We start from the raw sequence: 14,256 nt of genomic DNA, 5'->3' as shown, positions 1-14,256 counted from the left end.
GCGGCGGCATCAGCCGCCGGCGTGTTCGGGGTTGGCCAGCGCCCCCCTGAACCAGGCGTCGAGCATCTCGGTCGTGAACTCGGTGGCACGTTCGTGCCACTCGGTGGGGTTCAGGTTGCGGTTGGTCAGGAAGAACATCATGAGTGACGAGAAGAAGACCATGGCCGAAGTCCTGACGGGCAGGTCCTGCCGCAACTCGCCGGCAGCCACGCGCGCCGCGAGGTAGCCCGTCATGGCGGTGACCATCTGAGCCACTACGCCGCGGAACACCGTGGCGAGCTCGGGGTTGTTCTGCGACTCGACCAGCAACATCGTCACCAGGTCGGACTGGCGCTGGATGGCCTCGACCCAACCCAGCACTATCCCGCCGAGCACGTCGCGCGCGGGCCTGCCGTCGGCCTGCTCCAGCAGCGCGGTGACCTCACCCATGAAGGTGCGGCGCTCAGTGGCGACGGCCATGAGAAGCTCGCCCTTGTTCTTGAAGTAGTGGAATATCAGTCCCTCGGTGACGCCCACCTCCTGCGCGATGCGCTTGGTAGAGGTGGCCGCGAAGCCGTGCTGCGCGAAGAGGTTGAGGGCCGCCTCCACGATCTGCTGCTTGCGGGCCTCCGCCTGTTCGCGGCGGGTGAGGCGCTTCTCCTTCGGGCTGCTGGGCACGTCACGACCTTTCGCTGAGTGGTTACTCAATGTCGGCAACTCTACGCGCCACCGGGCGCGACGTCAAGGGGGCACCCAACTCGAAACCACCCCACACATGCACGATTGATTAAGAAATCGTCTGTTAGGGTGCTCTGTCCGCCTCCGGGTGTCGGCCTGGTCGTATGACCACTCTCGCGCACTCGCGCTGTCATCTCGCCGACATCCAGAAACGCGCCCGCCGGATCGCCCTTGACGCCCTGCGATACGCATCCGCGTCGCCGTCCGGCCTTCATGGCGCGCCGTCCAGGAGCGAAGGCACTTCTTGCCGCTCCGACAGCCAACCACAGAGGAGACCCCGTGACGAGGCCGAGCATCGCTACTCACGAAGAACCGTTGAGCGTTGCCGCCGCCGTGCGCGCCGAGCCGATGGTCAGGTTCGAGAAAGTCCGTAAGGCCTACGGCGACCAGGTAGTGCTCGACGACCTCGACTTCGAGGCCGCCGAGAACGAGAAGGTGGCCATCATCGGCCCCAGCGGGTCGGGCAAGACCACCATCTTGCGCATCCTGATGACGTTGGTGAAGCCCGACTCCGGGCGCGTGTTCGTGGACGGGCGCCCGCTATGGCACCGCGAGGTGGCTGGTCGTGACCTACCCGCCAACGAGAAGCACCTGCGCGATGTCAGGAGCGACATTGGCATGGTCTTCCAGCACTTCAACCTGTTTCCCAACATGAGCGTCTTGCGCAACGTGACCGAGGCGCCAGTCCACGTGCGCGGCATGTCGAAGGCCGACGCCAACGAGCGCGGGCTCGAGCTGCTCGACATGGTGGGGCTGGCCGACAAGGTCGACCAGTTCCCGGCCCAGCTCTCGGGCGGCCAGAAGCAGCGGGTCGCCATCGCCCGCGCGCTCGCCATGGAACCCAAGGTGATGCTCTTCGACGAGGTAACTAGCGCCTTGGATCCGGAACTGGTCGGCGAGGTGCTCAACATCCTGAGGCGGCTCGCGCACGACACGCAGATGACGATGCTCATCGTCACTCACGAGATGGGCTTCGCCCGCGACGTCGCCGATCGGGTCGTGTTCTTCGACGGCGGCCGTGTCGAAGAGCAAGGACCCCCGTCCAAGATCTTCAGCGAACCGGAGAACCCCCGCACGCAGGAGTTCCTCAGCGCGGTCCTGGCTCACTGAGGCGCTATTGCCCGGGAGCGGCCCAAGAACGCCCGGAAGCGACCCAAGAACAGAACGCCCGGGAACGACCCAAGAACGGTGTTCGGCCCTGGGCCCAGCAATTAAGACCGGAAGGAAGGAACGGATGAGACGACAGACCCCCGCCGCGGGCCGGAGAACGCCCGGCCACGCCACCGGAACGTCTCCACCGAGACGCGCCGCGTGAGCAGAACGCGCAGCGATCGGCGCTGCGTTTCGCCCAACTCAGGAAGGTAACCGTATGAAGATTCTTCGCACCCCACTTCTGATCGTCGGCATGCTGGCCATGCTCGGCTTCGGCTTCGCCCAGTCCACGGTCGACGACTACAAAGCCAACGGCATCACCATCGCCACCGCCAACGAGATCCCTTACGGCTGGGTAGCCGACGGCAAGGCCCAAGGCATCGCTCCCGACGTAGCTACCGCCGTCCTCGACAGCATGGGCATCACGAACATCAAGTGGACCGTCACCGACTTCGGTTCGCTGATCCCCGGTCTCCTGGCCGGCCGTTTCGACCTGGTCGCTGCCAGCCAGGCCGTGCTGCCCGCGCGCTGTGAGCAGGTGGCGTTCTCCAAGATCAACTCGAGCTACGGCGAGGGCTTTCTCGTTGCGGCTGGTAACCCCAAGAACATCCACTCCTACGACGACTTCGTGAAAGACTCTAGCCTCAAGCTCGGCATCGTCTCGGGCGCCGATCAGCTCGAGTTCGCCCAGGCCTACGGGCTCAAGGAGAACCAGATCGTCCCGCTCAACGCGAACGCCGACGCCCCCTCGGCGCTGACGGCCGGGCGCATCGACGCCTACGCGGCCACCGGCCTCACAGTCGCGGGGCTCGCTGACGGCAACGACCGCGTGGAGGCCGCCGCCGACTTCGTCGACCCCGTCGTTGACGGCGAAGAGGTGCGCTCGTTCGGCGCGTTCACGTTCAGCAAGAAGAACCAGGATTTCCTGGACGCCTTCAACGAAGCGCTCGCCGCTTACCAGAAGACCCCCGAGTACCGCACCACGCTCGAGAGCTACGGCTTGACCGACCACGACGTCGATGCTGCCCTGGCCGCCTCGACCCAAGACCTCTGCGCCGGCAACTGAGTCAGCGCCACCGGGCCCGGTTCGAACCGGGCCCACCCCTATCTTCTGAACCGATCTGACCCGGCCTAGGAGGCCACATGCAGGACCTACAAGAGTTGCTTGCGCCATTGCTGAGGGGCACGGTCGTGACGGTGCAGCTGGCGCTGATCTCCACCGTTTTCGGCGCCATCCTCTCCTTCGCGGCCGGCATCGGCAAGCTGTCGCGCAACTGGTTGGTGCGAGGCATAGCGGTCATCTACATCGAGGTCTTCCGCGGGACGTCGTTGTTGGTGCAGATGTTCTGGCTCTTCTTCGCGCTACCGCTTATCGGCATCAGCCTGCCGCCCTACGTGGCAGGCATCGTCGCGCTGTCGCTCAACATCGGCGCGTACGGTGCCGAGGTGGTCAGGGGCGCCATCAAGACGGTGCCCATCGGCCAGTACGAGGCGGCGAAGGCCCTCAACTTCAGCAGCCGTTACACGCTCTGGAACGTGGCGCTGCCGCAGGCATTGGTGGAGATGATGCCGCCCTTCGGCAACCTCGTCGTGCAGAACCTCAAAGACACGGCGCTGGTCTCACTGATCACGCTCACCGACCTGACGTTCGCCGCGCAGACGATCCGGAACCTCACGCACGAGTCCATCCCGGCCTTCACGGCGACGCTCATCATCTACTTCGTGTTGGCCATGGTCTTCATCGGCGGCATGCGTCTCCTCGAGCGGTTCATCGCCCGCCGGGTCGGCGTGACGCAGGCAAGGACGCGTGGCTGATGCTCTTCGGGATCCAGTGGGACACCAGCTCCGAGCTCAGCTTCGCCGTTTCCATCCTGCCCATCCTCCTGCGCGGCCTCTGGGTAACGGTCCAGGCCACGGCCCTCGGCTTCGTGATCGCCATCGTGCTGGGCCTGGTTCTGGCGCTGTTGCGCATGGTGCCGCTCAAGATCGTCTCGTGGCCCGTGGGCTTCTTCCTCGAGTTCGTGCGCAACACGCCGCTCCTGGTGCAGCTCTATTTCCTCTACTTCGTGCTGCCCGACTTCGGCATCGTCCTGCCGGCCTTCGTGGCGGGCGCTACGGCGCTCGGGCTGCAGTATTGCGGCTACACGGCGGAGGTCTACCGCGCGGGCATAGAGGCGGTACCGCGCGGCCAGTGGGAAGCCGCCCGAGCCCTGAACATGCCGGCGCTCCGGACCATGCGCGACATCATCGTGCCGCAGGCAATCCCGCGCATCGTGCCCGCCCTGGGCAACTACCTGGTGTCGATGCTCAAGGACACCGCCATCCTGTCGGCGGTGACGGTGATGGAGATGCTCAACGTGGCCACCATCATCGGCGATAGGACGTTCCGGTACTTCGTGCCGCTCACGATGGTGGGCGGGCTCTACCTGGTGGTCACTCTCCTCTCGTCTTCCCTGATCAGGTTCTTGGAGCAGCGCTTGCCCAAGGCCGGGCTTCGGCTAAGGTGAGTGACCGCCCGAACGAGCCCGCTGTCGGGTCCTGGGTGCTGGAGGAAGATCTCGATGCAACGTCCGAGGCACTTGATGTCGCTGCAACGTCCGAGGCACGTGGGTAGTGGTCCAAAGGCGGCACGCAGTGGCCTGCTGTTGGCCTATCTGTTGTGGTCCATGGCAGCGCTGGCCGGCGAACCGCCGCCGGCGGCGCTGCCTGAATGCATGGCGGCGAACGGCGCCGGCACCCTCGAGGTGGGCGCCGACTGGCGCGTAGTAGTCGACCGGCAGGCGGGCTTCGGCGTCCTGCTGCCACCCAGCCACCTGCTGAGCGGTGCGGGAGACGTCTGGTACGCGTACGAAACGCTCGACGGCGAGCCGTTGGTCCCCGATGTAACGATCGCGCTTCACCGTGGCCTGGTAGTGGAACATGTGGCAGGCGAGTTGTTCGGCGAACGGGTGACGCTCGAGCCGGTGCGGTTGGGTCCGGCCACCTCCGGGTACCGCGCAACCCTTCCCGGCCGAACCGACTCCGAGGGCTACCTAGCCGTTGGCGAGTTGGGCACCTACTCGGTGGTTCGCTACGAGGACTTCGACTGGGACGGCTTCGGGCCTCTCGGGTGCAGCTTCCACTTCGTCGAGTTCGTTGGGGGTGCCGATTAGCGCGGCACGGCCGCGGTAAAGGCGTGCAAACCCCCCGAACCGGTCAGTTGCGCCGTTGCGATTACCCACCAGCGCAAGGTTCACTCCAGGGCGAGGTTCAAGAACCAGGGTCGGAGGCGTCCAAGGGCAACGTTGGCCCGGCACGACGCCAGTTGCCTCGCCTACCGCTTGCCGAGGTCGCTCAGAGCGCTCTCGCCATGCCCTTGGACGCGGCCGTCACGGTTCCAGTCCGTCTTTCCCTGCCGGATCAGCCAGAGTTCGAGGATCTGCGTTTCCACCTTCACGCCGCAGAGGGTAACTCGGATGACCGATCCGTCTTCGGCGTCGATCGAGGGTTCACGCCTCTACGCCGGGGAAATGTTAGCCTCCGTTCAAGGCTCAACCTGGTAAAGACTCCTCACCTTCCCAAACCGTGTACCTGCGCAAGCTCAAGCGTCACTGAGCGGTCCAGGGGAGATGCGGGCGTCCTTACCCACAAGTAACCGCACTATGGAGGTGCCATGAGGAAATTCGCACTGCTAGCCGCACTGCTTCTGACGCTCGGAATGGTCAGCGCCCAAACGCTGATCTACGGAGCGTCGGGCTACCCGTCCTCGCTCGACGGCGTCGACACCACCGACGGGAACTCACTCGTCGTCAGCTCGCAGATCTCCGAGCGGCTGATAGATTTCGCCCCCGGCTCTACCGACCTGGTGCCCGCTCTTGCCCTGTCTTGGGGTTCGAACGCGGACGCCACGGTCTGGGAGTTCGTGCTCAGGCAAGGTGTCAAGTTCCACGACGGAACCCCGTTCAACGCGGAGGCCGTGAAGTTCAACATCGACCGCCTGAACGACGCCGATAGCCCTTACGGCAACCGCGCGGAAGGCAAGACCTACGTGATGTGGGACGACACTTTCGGCGGCACCGTCCAGAGCGGCGACAACCTCGTGGCCAGCGTAGAGGCGGTCGACGAGTACACGGTCCGGATGACGCTCACGAAGCCGGCGCCCTTCCTGCCGGCGCTATGGGCGGCCGTCTACTTCCAGTTCGGCAGCCCGGACGCCATCAAGGCAGCCGGAGTCAACTACGGCGGGCCACAGGCCGGCACCGTCGGCACTGGCCCCTTCAAGTTCGTCGAGTGGATCGAAGGCGAGCGCGTAGTGCTGGAGCGCAACGACGACTACTGGGGCGGCCCGGCGGGCGTACAAGGCGTCGTCTTCCGCGGAATCCAAGAGCCCACCGCCCGGCTCGCGGAGCTGCAGGCCGGCACCATCGACGTCGCCGTTCTCCTCACCTCGGACGATTATGCGGTCGTGAAGAACGATCCGAACCTCGTCGTCCAGGTCCCGGAATCCGAGCTGAACATCGGTTACGTCGCTATCCACCTCGGCCATCCGCCCCTCGATAACGTGCTCGTTCGCCGCGCGATCATGTACGCGGTCGACCGTGACGCCATCGTCGAGGCCTTCTACGAGGGTTTGGGCGTTACGGCCAACGATCTCCTGCCGCCCACGCTCTTCGGTCACGGCGAGCCGTGGCCCTACGAGTACAACCCGGAGCGCGCCAAGGAGCTGCTGGCCGAGGCCGGCTTCCCGAACGGCTTCGACACCGAGTTCTGGTACATGCCCGTCAGCCGGCCGTACTTCCCGGCCCCGCAGCCCATCGCCGAGGCGATCGCTTCGTACCTCGCCGACGTCGGCATAAACGCCGTGCTGAAGACGGAAGACTGGGCCATCTACGGCGGCGACTACCGCGCCGGCAAGTTCGCCATGTACATGATCGGCTGGAACGCCGACTACGCTGACCCCGACAACTTCCTGCTCACCTTCTTCGGTCCCGCGGCCGTGGGGCGCAGCGGTTGGGATAACGCCGAGGTGCATGACATGCTCCTCGAGGCGCGCCAGATCGCCGATCCGGCCGAACGCGCCGCCCTTTACGCCAAGGTCAACGACATGATCGCCGACCAGGCCGTGGCCATGCCCGTGGCTCACAACCGTTCGTTGAACGCCACGCGCGCCAACATCCACGGTTGGGTCCCCAGCCCGCTCGGGTTCAGCTCCGTGAACCTGCACCCGATCACCAAGACCGAGTAGGCCGGCGCCACGCCACCGACCGTTGGGAGCGTCCGCTTCAGGACGCTCCCACCTTCCGGTCGGGCGTGCCGCTTGGTGCCGTATTGGCGGGCCTTCGGGGCGGCCGCGACCGTGCCGCGGGTCTACGCCCAAGGATCCGTTACCGCAATTAGGAGTCAGGCTTGACCGGGTACATTCTCCGCCGTTTGCTGGGCCTCATCCCAGTGCTTCTAGGCGTGACCCTACTTATCTTCCTGCTAACGCGCGTCATCCCTGGCGACCCCGCAACGGCGATGCTGGGCGAGAGGGCGGCGCCGAAACTCATCGAGCGCCTCCGAAGCGAACTCGGGCTCGACCGACCTCTGTTCATCAACGTGGACGAGTTCCGCGAGACCGGCGCCATCGGCGACCTGTTCGACTCGCAATATTTCGACTACATGAGTGGTCTCGTGAGGGGCGACCTTGGACGCTCCATCTTGTCGCTGGTGCCTATAACGCAGAGTATCCTGCACCGTTTTCCCGCTACCTTCGAGTTGGCGCTTTCCGCCATGCTCATCGCCGTGCTGATAGGTATCCCGGCCGGGATGTGGGCGGCGCTGCGCCGGGGGACCCTGGTAGACACCGGGATCATGCTTCTTGCCATAGCGGGAGTATCGTTTCCGGTCTTCTGGTTGGGGATCATCCTCATCTACTTCTTCGGCGTGGTGCTGGGTTGGCTGCCGCCATCGGGCCGCCTCTCCATCGCCACCACCATCCAGCCCATCACCGGCTTCTACGTGCTCGACGGGCTGCTCACGGGCAACTTCAAGGGTGCCCTGGACGCCGCCCGCCACCTGGTGCTGCCTGCCGTGGCGCTCGGCACCATCCCGCTGGCCGTCGTCGTGCGGATGACGCGTTCGGCCATGCTCGAGGTGCTCGGGCAGGACTACGTGCGCACGGCGCGCGCCAAGGGCCTGTCGAACAAGAAGGTAGTACGCAAGCACAGCCTGCGCAACGCCCTGCTGCCCGTGATCACCGTCATCGGCCTCAGCTTCGGGTCGCTGCTCTCGGGCGCCATCCTCACGGAGACCGTGTTCAGTTGGCCGGGCATCGGCAGGTGGGTGTACGACGGCATCGCGGCTCGCGACTACCCGATCATCCAGGGCGGAGTGATCTTCGTGGCCATGGTCTTCGTGCTGGTGAACCTGCTGGTAGACATCTCCTATACGCTCATCGATCCTCGGGTCCAGTACGCATGATGGCGCCGGCGATGGCGAACACCGTACGGGTGCCGCCGGCTGAATCAGTGCCGGGCGCGGCGGCCCGCTGATGGCCCCCGAAGCGGCCATTCTCGAGGCGGCGAACGCGCCCTTGGGGCGTGGCAACAGCCGGTTGAAGCGCTTCTTCCGTCACCCCACGGGAGTGCTCGGCCTCATCATCGTCGTGTTCCTGATCGTGGTGTCGTTGCTTGCGCCCGTCATCAAGCCGTACGACGCCAAGCGCGACCGCGACTTGCGGGCGCGGCTCAGCCCGCCCAGCGCGGAGCGGTGGTTCGGCGCCGACGAGCTGGGCCGCGACAACTTCACGCGCGTGCTGCATGGCGGCCGGATTAGCCTCCGGGCGGGGCTGATAGCCGTCGCTTTCGCGTCGGTGGTGGGCACGCTGCTCGGGCTGCTGGCCGGTTACACGGGCGGCCGCGTAGACCTGATCGTGGTGTGGGTGATGGACATCCTCCTCGCGTTCCCCGGCATCTTGCTGGCCATCGCCATCGTCGCCACCCTGGGTCCGAACCTGACGAACGCGCTCATCGCCATCGCCATCACGCAAGTGCCGATCTACACGCGGATAGTGCGCTCGGTGGTCATGCAGGTGCGCCAGAACGAGTACGTGCAGGCCGCCCGCGCGCTGGGGTCCGGCGGCTTCAGGGTCGTGTTCAAGCACGTGTTTCCGAACTCGCTCGCCCCCCTCATCGTGCAACTCACTTTGTCGATCGGCACGGCCATCCTCGACGTGGCGGCGCTCGGCTTCCTCGGGCTGGGCGCGCAGCCCCCCGCACCGGAGTGGGGCCTCATGATCCGGGACGGCTTCTCACAGTTCCTGAGGGCGCCGTGGATGTCGATCTTCCCGGGCCTCGCCATCTTCCTTGCGGTCGTAGGCTTCAACCTCTTGGGGGACGCCGTCCGCGACGTGCTCGACCCGCGGTTGCGCAACGTTTGAGTCCGGTTACGTGCGCTCCAACAGCTGCTTTACGCCGCCCGAGCGACGCACCTGACCGCGCCCAGCACTACTCACTTGCTCGTCACGTTGGGCTGATCTATGACCCAGCGCCACGAGCCGTCCGCTTGCCGCCGGGCGACTTCGGCCGTTACGCGTCCATCGGATAGCCGGGTCGAAGTCAGGGCGAGATCTCCGCAGTACAAGACGGGCTGCAACTGGCCTTCGGATCCACCCGGTGGGCGTTCGGCAAGCACCCGCCGGAACACCTCGGCGATAGCGTGATTCCCGCGCGTCACTTCGCCCGCCGGCAGGGCGAGGATCGCGCCTGGCTCATAGAGCGTCGCGAGCCCACCGTAATCGTCCGCCGCGACGAACTTCCGGAACAACCGTGGGATGTCCTCCGGGGTTGCCGCTTTCTCTCGCTCCGCGTCTGCTGCCATGATGTCCTCCTGAACGACCGAGCGCTCTCATTATGGCCCCGTCGAGCGGCATAGACCTAGGCAAGGCCGAGATGCCACGTACGCCGGCCACCACATAGTCGCTCGAGCCGCCGGACATGCCCCGTCGACAGCGGGATGAACACCGGCCATGGGGCCGTTCGATCGACCGAACCGTCCGTTCAGCGCGAGCAAGCGAGAACATCGAAAACACTCCCGTATGGTTGCGGTCCGGTGAACCCTAGGAGCATCATCTGGACATGGCCAAGTACCTCATCTCCTTCCCTAGCGAGGCCATGGTGCTCCCCGGCGAGGAGCTAGGAACCGTGTCCGCCGCAGCCCACGCCGTGATCGACGAGGCGAAAGCTGCCGGCGTCTACGTGTTCGGCGGCGGGATCGCGGAGGACGTCGATCCGGTACTCGTCTCCGCCGACGGGTCGGTGAGCACCGAGATCTACCCGGGCAGTGAGCTCAGGGGCGGGTTCACCGTGCTGGAGCTGCCGACGCGCGAGGAGGCGGTCGAGTGGGCCAGGAAGATCGCGGTGGCGTGCCGTTGCTCGCAGGAGCTGCGCGAGTTCATGTACGACCCGCACAGCTAGGGTGAGACGGTAGTGACCGGCTAACGAAGTGAAGAACTATGTCGCTGCCCGCGTTCGACCCTTGAGACCATCAGGGTAACGCGCTGCATAGACGTACCAGGGGGTCGGTCCGCTAGCCTCTCTTCCTGGGGCTCGGCCGAAGGGCGCCAGTGGCCGACGGTTTTGCTTTACCGCTTGGAGGGTTGACGTGAGAGAGTCCAGGGCTTGGCCCCGAGGTGTAACTGCGGCAGTGATGGCGACTGCCCTGCTGTTCGCGACCGGGTGCAGGGTCGTTGGGGCGCCCGGCTCACCGGACCACGCCTCACCTACCGACCCTCCGATTCATACCGAGAACATCACGAAAGTGGACGAGAGGGTGATCACCCGAGGGGCGGACTCTTGGACCGCCCTACTCTACCGCAACGATGCCCTTCACTGTGGTCGACCCGGCAACTTCACCTTCGCGATCATAGAGCCGAAGGGTGATCCTTTAGGAGAAGCGCCGCTCTGGGTGTACCTGCATGGCGGCGGCATCGGCTACTACAACGACGAGACCCCGACGAGGTACATAGGGATCGAGTCCGAGAACGACGAGGAATCGCTGGACGATCTACTCCGAGTCACCGGTATCCGTTCCGGCAGGGACACGCTCATAGCCCGGCGCCTGAACGAGGGATGGAGGGTGCTCGTACCCTCGATGTGCGATCACGACCTGCACGCCGGGGAGGGCACCACCTACCCGAACAACCCGAACTACGGTGCCGCGGGCGATACGGTCGATGGCCTGCTGGCGAACGAAGCCGCCCTGACGTGGGTCACCGAACACCGCGAGACCACCTGGGTCGTGATCCACGGCACCAGTGCGGGCTCCGTGGGGGCCTTCGCGTTGAGCTACGCGCTTCACGAGCAGGGGATCGACGTGAACGCGGCCATCCTCGACGCCTACCTCATCACGCCGCGGCTCCTTCCCTACATGCGTGCCGGCGTGACCCCGCAGGTGCGTAAGAACGCCGACTTCGACTACCACCAGGTCATCGCCAAGGTCGGCCGTTTCGCGGACGTCGGCGACGCTGGTGTCATCCCCGAGCGCGTCATCGCCGAGAACGACTTCAGGGCCGTGCCGTTGCTCGATGTCGTCGGCGACCAGGATCAGCACTGCGCCGGAGAGATAGCGCCCTTCCCCGAAACGAACGGCGCGAACAACTGCGTTTACGTGCACGCAGGATTTGCCGCCGCGGTCGACGCGCAAACCGATAGCCCGCACGCGCACCTGGTGGTGCCGGGTGGGGGCCACACCACGACCAAGAAATCCGGGACCGTACACGACCAAGTGGACGCCTGGCTTGAGAAGATCCTGACGCCGGACGCCCCGCAGCCGTTCGGGTGAGCTGAGGGAATCGGGTGGAAGAACCCGTTCCTGACCACCGCTACTCGACGGCGTGAACTGCCGCGCGATTCGCGTCCACCGGTACATAACAGTTGCTCGAACCCCACCAGCCTGAAACGGGCCCTGCGCTTCTCGCCTTGCCGCTGACCGTTCTCGACCGCTACGTGAACGGGGCCGCGCCCGGCGGCGACGATGGCGTCGTACACACGTTCCGGTTATTCGGCGATGCGATTCAAATCGCAGAGCCACCACTCTCCTCCGAAGATCACGTACTCGCGCGTGGGGAAACCCGCATGGTGCTGAGAGTCCCCGACGCAGGCGGCCGTGATCGATTCCTTGTGAGCATCCAATCCAACAATGACAGTGCTACGGTGTTCCAGGCTGTCCTCCGTGTGAGGAAACCGACCTTGGGCGTAGCACTAGCTCGCTCGTGCGGCTCGCCCAACCTGTCCCCAAGGGGTTCCGTAATGGTCTACGACGATGGCCAGCAGATTTTCACGAACCAGAACTCGCCGGATACTTTCGCGAACCTGCACCGAGATCCGCGCAGCGAAATCAACTGCGTGGACGTATTCCGGCGTCGCGGCTACCGCTTCAAGGGCAAGGCGTGGCCTCTACCGCCCAACGATCTTGCCGCTTTCAAGTGAGTCCGCCATGACGATTCCACAGACCATGCGCGCAGCGTTCATCCGCGGAACGGGCGGCGTCGAGCAGATCGAGGTGGGGGAGTTGCCGGTTCCGCGACCGGGCCCGACCGACGTACTCGTGCGAATGGAGGCGAGCGCGGTCAACCATGTGGACCTGTTCGTTCGTTCCGGAGCCTACAGGACGCACACGCCGTTTCCATTCGTGATCGGCCGCGATCTCGTCGGTACCGTGATCGAAACAGGACCAGGTGTGGCGTCATTCGACGTTGGCGAGCGGGTGTGGTGCAACAGCTTGGGACACCATGGTCGTCAAGGTGCGTTCGCGGAATATGCGGTCGTTGCCGAAGATCGCCTGTATCCATTGCCTGTAGGCGTGGAACTGAAAGAGGTGGTCTCGGTGCTGCATACGGCAGCGACTGCTCATATCGGTCTGGTTCGCGAAGCCGGGCTCGAGGCCGGTGAGACCGTCTTCGTCGAGGGCGGCGGTGGCGGTGTGGGCAGCGCCGTTGTGCAGCTGGCGAGAGCCGCCGGTGCGCAGGTCATCGCAACGGCAGCGCCCGAAGACCAGGCTTGGGTCGATGAGCTGGGCGTGCAAGCGGTATTCGATTATCACCTGAAGGATGTGTACGCGCGGGTCCGCGAGGCTGCCCACGACGGCATCGACGTGTGGTGGGATACCAGCGGACACAACGACTTTGCACAGTGCTTGCCACTGCTTGCGATGGGTGGGCGAGCGGTCATCATGGCGGGTCTGCAAGGCCAGAATCCGTCGCTTCCGGTGGGAGACATGTATACGCGTGATGTCACCTTGTGCGGATTTGCCATCAGCAACGCGTCGACCGCTGATCTTGCGCGCGCGGCCGCCAGCATCAACCGGTTGTTGACGTCCAGGAAGCTGAAGACCCGCGTGGGTGCCACCTTTCACCTGGCTGACGCGGCGAAAGCCCACATGGCGATGGCCTCCGGCAGCGTGAAAGGTCGGATCGTGGTAGTGCCTTGAAGCGCGATCGGCCGCTTGTCTATGACATCTTCGCTTGCACGCACATGGAGCCATCGAGGTTTTGCCGAGTTGCCCATCTGTGACCAAGCGGATAGCGACAGCGTATACCCGGCCAGGAAGCCGGTTCGATCCGTGATCTCGCCGTCCGCTTCACGCAAGGCCTTGCCGGCCTTGGCGCTGGCGCGCACGTTGGTCAGCGGCGTCGAACCCTTGTCGGCGACGAGTACTGCATCCGAGCCTTCGCCATTGGCGAGCACTTCGCCCTTGATGTCGACCGCGAGCACCTTGCCGCCTTCGACCGCGTACGTCGTGACCTTGGCACCGTGCGTGACCAGGCTGCCGCCGACACCGAGTTTCTCGACCACGCCTCCGGGCTTCACGCTGAAGGCTTCGGCCGGCAGCAACACGGTCACGCCCTTGACCAGCGTGTTGCCGATCGAACCGTGGGTCGTCACGTCCTCGTCAACCGTGATCGTGCCCACGGGCTTGCTGACCTGGATGCCGATGGAGCCATCGCCGAAGGTCTCGATGGATTTGAAGCGAGCGCTGCGCACGGTACCGTCGTACTGGTTGAAGCCGCGCGCACCCAACCCGTAGGTAACGATCTCGGCTTCCGCATGGAACTCGTCCACGGTGCCGAAATTCACGAAACCGATCCCGCTCGGGCCGTACGACACCACCGGCGCGTGCGCGATCCACGTATCCACCGTTCCCCAGGTGTCCAGCACCATGTCGTTGACCCCGTAGGTGACGATGTCGCCAAAGTGTTCGACGCGTTTTGCATGAACACCATAGGCGATGAACACGCCGCCCGTGATCATGTCGGCCGTGCCGTAAGGCAGCATGCCGGTGGAGTGGACCTGCTCGCAGGCGTGCTGGCGCCGACGGCCGGCGAGATAGAGGTGCTCGGCCACAACACCAGGACCGGCAATCCCGCCT

Annotated in this window: 16 protein-coding genes; 12 read left to right on the top strand and 4 right to left on the bottom strand. The window is 65.1% G+C overall.

The features are described from left to right. Positions 1-9 precede the first annotated feature (9 nt). The gene (locus tag ROY82_11300) at positions 10-657 is read right to left on the bottom strand and encodes a TetR/AcrR family transcriptional regulator (GenBank protein ID MDT3683043.1); all 648 of its coding nucleotides are present in this window, start codon (positions 655-657) and stop codon (positions 10-12) included. 339 nt (positions 658-996) lie between these two features. Here ROY82_11300 and ehuA point away from each other — a divergent pair, with 339 nt between their 5' ends. The 5 genes from ehuA (at position 997) to ROY82_11275 (ending at position 5,021) form a co-directional block, all read left to right on the top strand. After that, on the top strand, positions 997-1,827 hold the full coding sequence (gene ehuA, locus ROY82_11295) for an ectoine/hydroxyectoine ABC transporter ATP-binding protein EhuA (GenBank protein MDT3683042.1): 831 nt from the start codon (positions 997-999) through the stop codon (positions 1,825-1,827). A gap of 259 nt (positions 1,828-2,086) precedes the next feature. Further along, positions 2,087-2,935 carry an ectoine/hydroxyectoine ABC transporter substrate-binding protein EhuB gene (ehuB, locus tag ROY82_11290; protein MDT3683041.1) on the top strand — a complete coding sequence of 283 codons (849 nt, stop codon included), beginning with the start codon at positions 2,087-2,089 and terminating at the stop codon, positions 2,933-2,935. Positions 2,936-3,012: 77 nt separating this feature from the next. Further along, positions 3,013-3,684, top strand: coding sequence for an ectoine/hydroxyectoine ABC transporter permease subunit EhuC (gene ehuC, locus ROY82_11285; protein MDT3683040.1), 672 nt, complete (start codon positions 3,013-3,015; stop codon positions 3,682-3,684). After that, entirely contained in the window at positions 3,684-4,376 is a 693-nt protein-coding gene (gene ehuD, locus ROY82_11280; GenBank protein ID MDT3683039.1) for an ectoine/hydroxyectoine ABC transporter permease subunit EhuD, read from the top strand. The genes ehuC and ehuD overlap by 1 nt, the downstream gene beginning before the upstream one ends. A 54-nt stretch (positions 4,377-4,430) precedes the next feature. Further along, positions 4,431-5,021 (top strand): hypothetical protein, encoded by a 591-nt coding sequence (locus ROY82_11275; GenBank protein MDT3683038.1) that lies wholly within the window; start codon positions 4,431-4,433, stop codon positions 5,019-5,021. A 161-nt stretch (positions 5,022-5,182) separates the two neighbouring features. Here the strand turns inward: ROY82_11275 and ROY82_11270 are convergent, their stop codons facing one another. Next, positions 5,183-5,305, bottom strand: a complete 123-nt coding sequence (locus ROY82_11270) for a histidine phosphatase family protein (GenBank protein ID MDT3683037.1) — start codon at positions 5,303-5,305, stop codon at positions 5,183-5,185. 216 nt (positions 5,306-5,521) lie between these two features. On the opposite strand from ROY82_11270, the gene ROY82_11265 reads away from it, so the two are divergent. The 3 genes from ROY82_11265 to ROY82_11255 all read left to right on the top strand — a co-directional run bounded on the left by ROY82_11265 (position 5,522) and on the right by ROY82_11255 (position 9,268). Then, on the top strand, positions 5,522-7,093 hold the full coding sequence (locus tag ROY82_11265; GenBank protein MDT3683036.1) for an ABC transporter substrate-binding protein: 1,572 nt from the start codon (positions 5,522-5,524) through the stop codon (positions 7,091-7,093). A gap of 161 nt (positions 7,094-7,254) precedes the next feature. Next, on the top strand, positions 7,255-8,310 hold the full coding sequence (locus tag ROY82_11260; GenBank protein MDT3683035.1) for an ABC transporter permease: 1,056 nt from the start codon (positions 7,255-7,257) through the stop codon (positions 8,308-8,310). A 70-nt stretch (positions 8,311-8,380) separates the two neighbouring features. Then, entirely contained in the window at positions 8,381-9,268 is an 888-nt protein-coding gene (locus tag ROY82_11255) for an ABC transporter permease (protein ID MDT3683034.1), read from the top strand. 71 nt (positions 9,269-9,339) lie between these two features. Here ROY82_11255 and ROY82_11250 read toward each other — a convergent pair whose 3' ends face one another. Then, positions 9,340-9,708, bottom strand: coding sequence for a hypothetical protein (locus ROY82_11250; protein ID MDT3683033.1), 369 nt, complete (start codon positions 9,706-9,708; stop codon positions 9,340-9,342). A 257-nt stretch (positions 9,709-9,965) separates the two neighbouring features. Here ROY82_11250 and ROY82_11245 point away from each other — a divergent pair, with 257 nt between their 5' ends. From ROY82_11245 to ROY82_11230, 4 genes are all read left to right on the top strand, one after another. Beyond that, positions 9,966-10,304, top strand: a complete 339-nt coding sequence (locus ROY82_11245; GenBank protein MDT3683032.1) for a hypothetical protein — start codon at positions 9,966-9,968, stop codon at positions 10,302-10,304. 343 nt (positions 10,305-10,647) lie between these two features. Further along, a complete protein-coding gene (locus ROY82_11240) occupies positions 10,648-11,670 on the top strand; it encodes a hypothetical protein (protein ID MDT3683031.1) in 1,023 nt (340 codons plus the stop codon). Between the two features lie 137 nt (positions 11,671-11,807). Continuing rightward, positions 11,808-12,317, top strand: coding sequence for a pyridoxamine 5'-phosphate oxidase family protein (locus ROY82_11235; protein ID MDT3683030.1), 510 nt, complete (start codon positions 11,808-11,810; stop codon positions 12,315-12,317). A 7-nt stretch (positions 12,318-12,324) separates the two neighbouring features. Continuing rightward, a complete protein-coding gene (locus ROY82_11230; protein ID MDT3683029.1) occupies positions 12,325-13,317 on the top strand; it encodes an NADPH:quinone reductase in 993 nt (330 codons plus the stop codon). Here the strand turns inward: ROY82_11230 and ROY82_11225 are convergent. Next, entirely contained in the window at positions 13,239-14,231 is a 993-nt protein-coding gene (locus tag ROY82_11225; GenBank protein ID MDT3683028.1) for a hypothetical protein, read from the bottom strand. The two genes, ROY82_11230 and ROY82_11225, sit on opposite strands and share 79 nt — an antisense overlap. Positions 14,232-14,256: the final 25 nt, after the last annotated feature.

Source organism: Truepera sp., assembly GCA_032027045.1.
Classification (GTDB): domain Bacteria; phylum Deinococcota; class Deinococci; order Deinococcales; family Trueperaceae; genus JAAYYF01.
This window is presented reverse-complemented; position numbering and strand designations above follow the sequence as displayed.

What these genes read in the sequence shown, in the direction of transcription:
- ROY82_11250 (MDT3683033.1), bottom strand. Translation starts at nt 9,708, where the DNA reads ATGGCAGCAGACGCGGAGCGAGAGAAAGCGGCAACCCCGGAGGACATC.
- ROY82_11275 (MDT3683038.1), top strand. Translation starts at nt 4,431, where the DNA reads ATGCAACGTCCGAGGCACTTGATGTCGCTGCAACGTCCGAGGCACGTG.
- ROY82_11245 (MDT3683032.1), top strand. Translation starts at nt 9,966, where the DNA reads ATGGCCAAGTACCTCATCTCCTTCCCTAGCGAGGCCATGGTGCTCCCC.
- ehuC (MDT3683040.1), top strand. Translation starts at nt 3,013, where the DNA reads ATGCAGGACCTACAAGAGTTGCTTGCGCCATTGCTGAGGGGCACGGTC.
- ehuB (MDT3683041.1), top strand. Translation starts at nt 2,087, where the DNA reads ATGAAGATTCTTCGCACCCCACTTCTGATCGTCGGCATGCTGGCCATG.
- ROY82_11265 (MDT3683036.1), top strand. Translation starts at nt 5,522, where the DNA reads ATGAGGAAATTCGCACTGCTAGCCGCACTGCTTCTGACGCTCGGAATG.
- ROY82_11230 (MDT3683029.1), top strand. Translation starts at nt 12,325, where the DNA reads ATGACGATTCCACAGACCATGCGCGCAGCGTTCATCCGCGGAACGGGC.
- ROY82_11255 (MDT3683034.1), top strand. Translation starts at nt 8,381, where the DNA reads ATGGCCCCCGAAGCGGCCATTCTCGAGGCGGCGAACGCGCCCTTGGGG.
- ehuD (MDT3683039.1), top strand. Translation starts at nt 3,684, where the DNA reads ATGCTCTTCGGGATCCAGTGGGACACCAGCTCCGAGCTCAGCTTCGCC.